The 5,756-nt window shown below is 39.9% G+C and carries 7 protein-coding genes and 1 pseudogene; 3 read left to right on the forward strand and 5 right to left on the reverse strand.

The genetic code is table 11. The annotated features are described in order from the left end of the window. Window positions 1–140: 140 nt before the first annotated feature. Complete coding sequence (locus BM098_RS12800) at window positions 141–596, reverse strand: GNAT family N-acetyltransferase (RefSeq protein WP_089833982.1); 456 nt, start codon at window positions 594–596, stop codon at window positions 141–143. Beyond that, window positions 574–1,038, reverse strand: a complete 465-nt coding sequence (locus tag BM098_RS12805; RefSeq protein ID WP_234987505.1) for a GNAT family N-acetyltransferase — start codon at window positions 1,036–1,038, stop codon at window positions 574–576. Before BM098_RS12805 ends, BM098_RS12800 begins: the two co-directional genes overlap by 23 nt. An 89-nt stretch (window positions 1,039–1,127) precedes the next feature. Here BM098_RS12805 and BM098_RS12810 point away from each other — a divergent pair, with 89 nt between their 5' ends. After that, window positions 1,128–1,994, forward strand: coding sequence for an NAD(P)-dependent oxidoreductase (locus BM098_RS12810; protein WP_089833986.1), 867 nt, complete (start codon window positions 1,128–1,130; stop codon window positions 1,992–1,994). A 108-nt stretch (window positions 1,995–2,102) separates the two neighbouring features. Here the strand turns inward: BM098_RS12810 and BM098_RS12815 are convergent, their stop codons facing one another. Next, window positions 2,103–2,423, reverse strand: a complete 321-nt coding sequence (locus tag BM098_RS12815; RefSeq protein ID WP_234987506.1) for a hypothetical protein — start codon at window positions 2,421–2,423, stop codon at window positions 2,103–2,105. 214 nt (window positions 2,424–2,637) lie between these two features. On the opposite strand from BM098_RS12815, the gene trhO reads away from it, so the two are divergent. Next, complete coding sequence (gene trhO / locus BM098_RS12820; RefSeq protein ID WP_089833988.1) at window positions 2,638–3,603, forward strand: oxygen-dependent tRNA uridine(34) hydroxylase TrhO; 966 nt, start codon at window positions 2,638–2,640, stop codon at window positions 3,601–3,603. 155 nt (window positions 3,604–3,758) lie between these two features. Here the strand turns inward: trhO and BM098_RS12825 are convergent, their stop codons facing one another. Next, a complete protein-coding gene (locus BM098_RS12825) occupies window positions 3,759–4,265 on the reverse strand; it encodes a GNAT family N-acetyltransferase (protein ID WP_089833990.1) in 507 nt (168 codons plus the stop codon). A 252-nt stretch (window positions 4,266–4,517) separates the two neighbouring features. On the opposite strand from BM098_RS12825, the gene BM098_RS12830 reads away from it, so the two are divergent. Then, on the forward strand, window positions 4,518–4,991 hold the full coding sequence (locus BM098_RS12830) for a glutathione peroxidase (protein ID WP_089833992.1): 474 nt from the start codon (window positions 4,518–4,520) through the stop codon (window positions 4,989–4,991). A 466-nt stretch (window positions 4,992–5,457) separates the two neighbouring features. On the opposite strand, the pseudogene BM098_RS12840 reads toward BM098_RS12830, so the two are convergent. Beyond that, window positions 5,458–5,756: pseudogene (locus tag BM098_RS12840) on the reverse strand (IS200/IS605 family accessory protein TnpB-related protein); the annotation flags it as partial.

The raw sequence follows: 5,756 nt of genomic DNA on the forward strand, positions 1-5,756 counted from the left end.
ATTTAGGCAGAAATAAGGTGCTAGTGAGTTATTTAAGTGAGCAATCTCTGTCTCACTTAAAATCCCTTCACCAACACCAAATATTATACAACCTTCTATTTTATCTTTTTAAAATTTATACCTTTCAATCACTACCTTCATTACTGTTTTTTCACATCTTCTGATAACACTCTATCCACATGTAAAATTCCATCTTCTAAATACTCGTCACTGACAGGTTTAAAACCAAAAGAAGTATAAAAATCATCTAAATACACTTGCGCATGAATTTTAATATCCCCGCGGTTAAACGCTTCTTTAGTTACCCGAATCGCTTCACTCACGATTGCTCGTCCGAGTGCTTTCTCACGATAATTTTGATGGACCAAAATCCGCCCAATGGAAGGCTCATTGTACAGAACACCTGGTGGAATCAGGCGACAATAACTGGTAATGACGCCCGCTTCTTCAGTGAAGAGATGGAGACAATCTTGATCGAGTCCATCAATTTCCGGATAAGGGCAGTTTTGTTCGACGACGAAGACGTCGACTCTTAGTTTTAATAATTGATACAGTTTGTCTGTCGTTAACTCATTAAAGCGTTTGACTTGAAACATCCGTTTCCCTCCTAATCATATCAACATGGTAAATATCACAGTCAAGATAAGGTTCTGAAATAACTTCAAAACCAAAACTTTGATAAAATGCGGTTAAATATTGTTCCGCTTGAATTTGGATTGGCTTTAGATTAAATGCTGATGCCATCTCAACTGCGCGTTTAAGCAACTGTTTCCCTAACCCCATTTGGCGATGACTTTTCTTTACAATGACGCGACTAATGGTTACCTCATTATAGACATACCCTTCTGGGATAATGCGACAGTAGCTAACCACTTTGTTAGCATCTTCATAATAGAGATGCAGGCTCTGTTGATCTAAATCGTCAAATTCATGATACGCACTTGTTTGTTCCACAATGAAGACATCAGAACGCAGCTTAGCAATCTCGTACCACTTATCTGGTGATAATTCTTGAAATGTTTTCACGTGCCAACTCACCAAAATCCCCCCTAAGATTCTCATTTATCGCATTTTTCTCTCTTTTTAGCTAGAATAATCATAACAAAACTTTTATTGGAGGGGTAGTCATGAAAACAATCGGGTTTATTGGTACTGGTGTGATGGGAAAAAGTATGGCCCATCATTTAATTGAAGCAGGCTATGAAGTACATATTTATAACCGGACGAAAAGTAAAGCAGAGGACTTAATCGAACGAGGGGCTTACTGGCATGATGATGTCAAATCAGTAAGTGTCGTAAGTGATTGTGTAATGACAATGGTCGGTTATCCATCAGACGTTGAAGCGATTTACTTCGGAGAAGATGGGATTATTGAACAAGCAAAGAAAGGCAGTCTATTGATTGATTTTACAACATCAAAGCCAGCCTTAAGTAAACAAATTGAACAAGCCGCTCATAAGCGCGGATTACAATCACTCGATGCGCCTGTTTCCGGTGGCGACATTGGGGCTAAAAACAAAGCGTTAACGATTATGGTTGGTGGTGAAGAAGCGGCCTTTAATCGCGCCAAGCCACTACTTGAACTGCTTGGTAAGAACATTATCTTGCAAGGACAAAGCGGGTCCGGTCAACACACAAAAATGTGTAACCAAATCACAATTGCATCAAATATGATTGGGGTAACAGAAGCAATGCTTTACGCTAACAAGGCAGGACTAGATCCTACTCGTGTGTTAGAATGCATCTCACAAGGAGCTGCCGGTAGTTGGTCACTTGATAATCTCGCCCCTAGAATGATTAAACAGGATACAGCGCCTGGCTTTTATATTAAACATTTTATTAAAGATATGACAATCGCTAAAGAAGCAGCTGAGGAGATGGGGCTTGATGCACCTGGTTTAAGCCTTGCCTTATCGATGTATCAACAGCTCGCAGCTGAAGGGCTCGAGGACTTAGGCACACAAGCGCTTTACTTACTTTACAACAACGCCTAACAAGCGTATACGTCATCTAACGACCCTACAACACAAGTGACAAAACAAGCTCTCGGCACTGTTGTGCTCGGAGCTTGTTTTGTCTTATCAACTTCTGGGACTGAACTGTTATTTCTTTTGTTTCTGCTTCAGCTGTTCATCATAGTTATTCACGACAAAAGCTAAATCGTTGTTACTAAACTGGCTCATCACGTCAATGAGTAACGCAGTATCGACATCAAGGCCTTCCTCTTTTCCAACCGTTTGTTCATTGATTTCTTCTAACTGTTTCGGGACAAGTTGGGCCGGATAGGCTTCTTGGTATAACGTGGCCGGGTCTAAATCGTGATTCACACACCACTGACAAAATAATAAAATCATTGTCTCTTCTTGTTGTTGGTAATGTTTAATCACCGCTTCTTCTTGTGCTTTTTTATCATAGGCATCCACTATTATCTCACCTTCTTTTCTATACGATAAGTGTAGTAGATGACAACATCTTTTGTAAAGCATGAGACTGACTGTTTATTTTGCCTCGCCACTTTTAACAACTTAAAGGTTGATAAAGTATGCATATTTCATTATAATGGATGATGCAAGAGACTAAGTTGATTTACCCCTACATCCGTATCTTGCAAATACGAAAAATAGGTGGTTTTAAGAAATGGAAAATTATCAAGTATTACTGTATTATCACTATGTTGACATTAAAGACCCGGATCAATTCGCCAAAGCACACAAACGTGTCTGTGCGGACTTTAATTTACTCGGACGGATTTTAATCTCTCACGAAGGGGTTAACGGCACGTGTTCAGGAACAAAAGAAGATACGGAGCGTTATATTCAGTACATGAACACGCATCCAATGTTTAAAGACATGCCATTTAAAATTGACTCATCAGAAGGTCATACCTTTAAAAAACTGAAAGTCAAGTCTCGTCCTGAGCTCGTTACCTTACGACTCGGTGCTGAGGATATTAATCCTAACGAAATTACCGGGAATTATTTAGAACCGAAAGATTTCTACGAAGCGATGCAAGATGAGAATACAATTGTCATCGATGCCCGTAACGACTATGAGTATGACCTTGGTCACTTCCGCGGGGCAGTGCGTCCTGATATTCATACATTCCGTGAGTTACCGCAATGGATTGATGAGCATAAAGAGAAGTTTAAAGGTAAACGCATCTTAACTTATTGTACCGGCGGGATTCGGTGTGAGAAATTCTCTGGTTGGTTACTTCAAAAAGGCTTTGAAAATGTGAATCAGCTACACGGCGGGATTGCGACTTATGCGAAACACCCAGAAACAAAGGGGCAATTATGGGACGGTCAGATGTATGTTTTCGATGAACGGATCAGTGTACCGATTAACCAAGTAGAACACGTGGTTGTTGGTCGTGATTACTTTGACGGTAAACCTTGTGAACGCTACGTGAATTGTGCCAATCCTGAGTGCAACAAACAAATTATTTGTTCAGAAGAAAATGAACATAAACATTTACGTGGATGTAGTCATGAATGCCGTGTGCATGAACGTAACCGTTATGTTGAAGAACACGAATTAACGGAAGCTGACGTGGCAGCACGTTTACAGGCCCTTGAACAAGAAACGAAACAAGCGATCTAATTCGCTACGTATTTTTACAATATACAATGAGCGGTCAACCCTTATAACACAAAGGATGACCGCTCATTTTTTTCTTTTTGAACTGCAAAATAACTGTATTGAAAATCCAAATGAGAATTTTGGCTATGGCTTATTAATAACTAGCTGGGCGTATATCAATGACGCCAATCGGATTCAAACAAACTCATAAAGTACGTATCATAATATTTTCCGTTCACAAAACAGTGATCTTTAAACGTCCCTTCAATCTGAAAACCTAACTTTTCATATAACCCTTTCGCTTTTTCATTAATACCACGTGTGGTGAGATACACTTTATTAAGGCGTAAATGATCAAATGCATACGACAACATCTGCAGCATCGCCGCTTCCCCGTGTCCTTGCCCTTGATGCTCTCGGTCTAACACGAGCCCAATCTCAGCTCTCCCGTGGCTTTGGTTAATCGATGTTAAGTGAATCCACCCTAGTTTTTCATGCTGACGAGATTCAATCACATAAATTTCTGCGCCGGTTTGTTCCATCTGTTCAACCATCTCTTCAATCGCTGTTAAACTTTTCGGTGTGTGTCCGATCATCGTTAACGTAGTTGGGTCATTATACCACCGTTTCACATCAGCTAAATCTTCATATTCAAGTGGACGGAGCGTTACTTGTACAGCCATTTTCTTCACCTCATTTATTTTTTAAAAACTTACAACCGATTACTGTTATCATTATGTAATTAGCCCTTTTATCTCGCCCTTAAACCTTATCACCCTCTCCTGATTCATATCTGCTATTTACCCGCTTATCATTGATTAGCTTTTTAAATAATAGGGTATACACAAGGAGTGGCCCTTGCGCTATTAATTCGTACCAGTGCGTGACCAGGGACAAATCAGATGAAGATCAATATATGACACGGAGGGGAAAATATGAGTATTTATGAATTTAATGTTCAGACAATCGATCATAAAGAACAATCACTGGAGGACTATAAAGGCAACGTCATCTTAATTGTCAATACCGCAACAAAATGTGGTTTAAAGAATCAATTTAGCAGTCTTGAAACCCTGTATCAAAAATATAAAGACGATGGGTTTGTCGTCTTAGGGTTCCCGAGTAATCAATTTCTAAATCAAGAACCTGGGACAGACGAAGAAGTCAGCCAAGCATGCCAGCTTAATTTCGGCGTCACCTTTCCCCTGTTTAGTAAAATAAACGTCAACGGAAAAGATGCACACCCGCTATTTAAGTACTTAACCAAACAACAATCGGGCATCTTAGGCGGCGCAATCAAATGGAACTTCACGAAGTTTCTCATCGACCGAGACGGCAACGTCGTCAGTCGCTTCGCACCAAAAACAGAACCAGAAGCGTTTGAAGATGAGATTAAAAAGCTACTCTAAAGACAACACAGACAAATCATTAATTGTATAATATTTGGTGTTGGTGAAGGGATTTTAAGTAGGGCAGAGATTGCTCACTAAAATAACTCGCTAGCTTCTTTTTTCTTCCTAAATATAAAAAAAGTGAGTTTCTCTGTAGAATTGAAGTCGACCAAAACTAACGCTTGAAAGGGAACTCACTTGTCTATATCTCATACTATAAAAATCGCCCTTAATATCCAAGCTGAACACGCGTGTTGATTAGCCATAATTATACATATTACCAGTCGCGAGTTTCTGCTGCCATTTCGCTAATTCCCTGATTTCTAAGCGCCATTCTATCGGCAAGGCATCACAAAGAAGCAGGCGTAAAAAGCCTGTGAAGGACAAAGGTTTACAGTAGGCTCCTTTGCTTCCGTGTGTATGTAGGAATTTCAGTAGAACATACACAATCAATGCAGCGAATAGTTGATTAAATACAGCGTTTTCAGCCGTACCAAATAGAACCGGTACATTTAAGTTCTGTTTTACCCTCTAAGTTAAACGGAAGGGTAAAGGCATCCACACATTGACCTATGGCGTTGATATTGGCGACGGCGGTATGATTCACATTCAAATCAACACCAACCATACCCGTTGATGTTGAGGTATTCAAATAGGGTGAAACCGGTACATCAATTAAGCATTTAACGATATAGTAGTCACCATGGTCCTCAAGCGACCATCCCATCGGCTTCCCATATCTCAACTTATCTTTCAGGTTCATTTGTGTCTGAATGGCATGAT

This window comes from Halolactibacillus halophilus (assembly GCF_900115605.1).
Lineage (GTDB): Bacteria > Bacillota > Bacilli > Bacillales > Amphibacillaceae > Halolactibacillus > Halolactibacillus halophilus.